Annotated in this window: 3 protein-coding genes; all 3 read right to left on the bottom strand. The window is 55.6% G+C overall.

Annotation, left to right across the window (positions count from 1 at the left end; genetic code table 11):
- Nucleotides 1–334: fasciclin domain-containing protein (locus K5905_RS31465; protein ID WP_297591656.1), on the bottom strand; the 334-nt coding region annotated here is incomplete at its 3' end.
- Between the two features lie 177 nt (nt 335–511).
- Nucleotides 512–1,426: an ornithine carbamoyltransferase gene (locus tag K5905_RS31460; protein WP_297591655.1), complete on the bottom strand. Its 915-nt coding sequence runs from the start codon at nt 1,424–1,426 to the stop codon at nt 512–514.
- Between the two features lie 116 nt (nt 1,427–1,542).
- Nucleotides 1,543–2,537: alcohol dehydrogenase family protein (locus K5905_RS31455; protein WP_297591654.1), on the bottom strand; the 995-nt coding region annotated here is incomplete at its 5' end.

Raw genomic sequence — 2,537 nt, 5'->3', positions numbered from 1 at the left:
CCTTCTTGCCGGCGATATCAGCGGACATCACTTTGCCCGGAACTACGTGATACGTCAGAACAGCGACAAGCTGGTCCTTGTTTTCAGGCTTCAGGAGATTTTCAACCGTTCCGGCCGGAAGATTTGCAAACGCCTCATCGGTCGGCGCAAACACGGTGAACGGGCCGTCGCCTTTGAGCGTTTCCACAAGACCGGCTGCCTGAACAGCGGCGACAAGGGTGTTGAAGGACCCCGCGCCAACGGCAGTATCGACAATATCCTTGTCACCTGCTTTTGCGGCCGACAGCGGCACCACGAGAAGAAGGGCAAACACAAGTTTCTGGATCAGTTTCATAACTCACTCCACAGTCTCACAGGCAAGGAAACAGCGCGTCGGGAAATGAGTTTTCCCGATTGAATTCAACATCTTGACGAGTGCCTGTGTCGACGCTTCTACGCCTGCGGGAACCAGGTGGATGAGGAAAAAGTGAAGCCGGATTTAAGCCGGTTTGTCTGTGAGGCGATTAGGAAATCAGTGTTTCCAGAGACTTGCTGAAGAATTCGCAGCTCCATTTTGAACATGCAACAAAAACGCTTTCGCCGGTTGGGCCAGGCAACGCGGATGGAGCATGGCATCGGTGCTTGCTTCGTGTCCTCTTGTCACGGGAGGGCAGGGGATGAAGATCACGTCCGGCCTGCACCTTTCAAGCACATCGGCGGTGATTTGCACCTGATGCAGAAGCATTCCGGTGTCTTCACCGAATTGCTGCGGCCAGCAATCCGTGACAATCACATCTGCGCTGAATAGCGGGTCCAGTTGTTCGGTCGAATTGAAGCGTCCGGTCTTCGCGTCTTCCCTGGCAAAAAGCGCTGCAGGTGCAACTTGCGTCACCTTTATGGCAAGCGTCCGGGTCGCCTCGATCCAGGACTGAAGAATATTTCCCGAAGGTGCCACAACCGCGACATGCAAATCCTCCCATGAGCCCCGGAGGTGTAGAATGAATGCAAGGTCGCCAAGCGTTTCAAAGGGATGGTTGTCATTGGTCCGCAAGTTCAGGACGGCGCCGGAGAACTGATCGGTGAATTGAGTTAGTCTTGCAAGGCTGGGTGTCCGGATGGCCATACAGTCAAACCAGTTGTCCAGATAACCGGCAAGGTCTTCCAGAGTTTCCTTCCCCTCCAGCGACGCGGTAACCGGCACGCAGTTGGCTCCCATTTCCACTGCTCCCAGCATGAGCGCCGTTGGATTGCGCCAACCGGGAAGGTCTGCGATCAGGCCAATCCGGCGGCCTGTCAGCGATTTAGGCATTTTGCGATCTTGCCAGAAACCTGAAAACACGATGGCCCGTCGGGCGATTTCTTCCAGCTCACTCGCCGAAATCTGGTCAAGCGAGATAAGGTCACGACAGGACTTTGTGGACGCCTGGGAAGAAGGAAAGTCTGTCATTCGGCCTGATCCTCCTCAAGATGGAAAGTCGCAGAGTTTGCGTCGCGCGAGAGGACCCGGCAAGGATGAATTTCAGGATCGCCCGCGAAACACGAGACTTGAACCGAACCAGCTCCTCACGACACTTGAAGAACAATTTTGCCAATGTGGCTTTTTTCGCCAAAGCACTTTTGCGCAGCGGCAATGTCGCGAAGGGAATAAGTCTCGGCCACCAGTGGTCTGATTTCCTTTTGTTCAATCCGCTTCACAAGATTTGGAAACACTTGCGGTTCAAGTACTGTGCACCCGAAAAAACTCAGATCCTTGAGATAAAGTGTGCGCACATCGAGTTCGACCATGGGACCGCCGATCGCGCCTGCAACTGCGTAACGGCCACCGGGCCGCAGGATTTCCAGAAGTGACGGCCACTTGTCGCCCGCAACAAGATCAATCACCACGTCGACACTGTTTTTGCCGAGAGCTGCCACGTAGTCCGCATCGCGGTTCAGGGTACTCTCGGCTCCGATCTGCTTCAGCGTTCCAGCTTTCGACCCACTTGTTACTGCAGTGACATGAGCACCGCGCGCCCTGGCGAGCTGGACTGTCGCAGATCCGACGCCACCTGAAGCTCCGGTGACGAGGATCGAGTCGCCAGCCTTCACCTGCGCCCGCTCAAGCATGTTTTCGGCTGTGGAATAGGAACAGGGGAATGATGCCAGGTCCGTATCGCTCAGATCGCAGTCCACCTTATGGGCGTGGCGTGCGGCAACCCTCGCGAATTGGGCAAAACCACCATTGCATTCCGACCCGAAATACCAAGGCGTGTCCAGGGATCTGCCATTGGCTTCGACAAGGCTTGGTTCCACCAAAACCCTTTGGCCGACGCGAGAAGGGTCTACACCTTCACCGACGGCAACAATAATCCCGCAGACATCGGCGCCCTGGATAAGCGGAAATTTGAGGGAAGCACCGTTCCACGCTGCATCATCCGCATCGGCATCGCCCTTGGAATACCAGCCGATGCGGGTGTTGATATCCGTATTGTTCACTCCAGCTGCATTCACACGAATAACCACATCGCCGGGGCCTGGACGGGGAACCGGCAAGTCCTCACGCCATTCAAGCATGTCTG

The sequence above is a fragment of the Roseibium sp. genome (assembly GCF_025698965.1).
GTDB lineage: Bacteria > Pseudomonadota > Alphaproteobacteria > Rhizobiales > Stappiaceae > Roseibium.
Note: the sequence above shows the minus strand (reverse complement) of the source record. Positions and strands in the feature narration are given on the sequence as shown.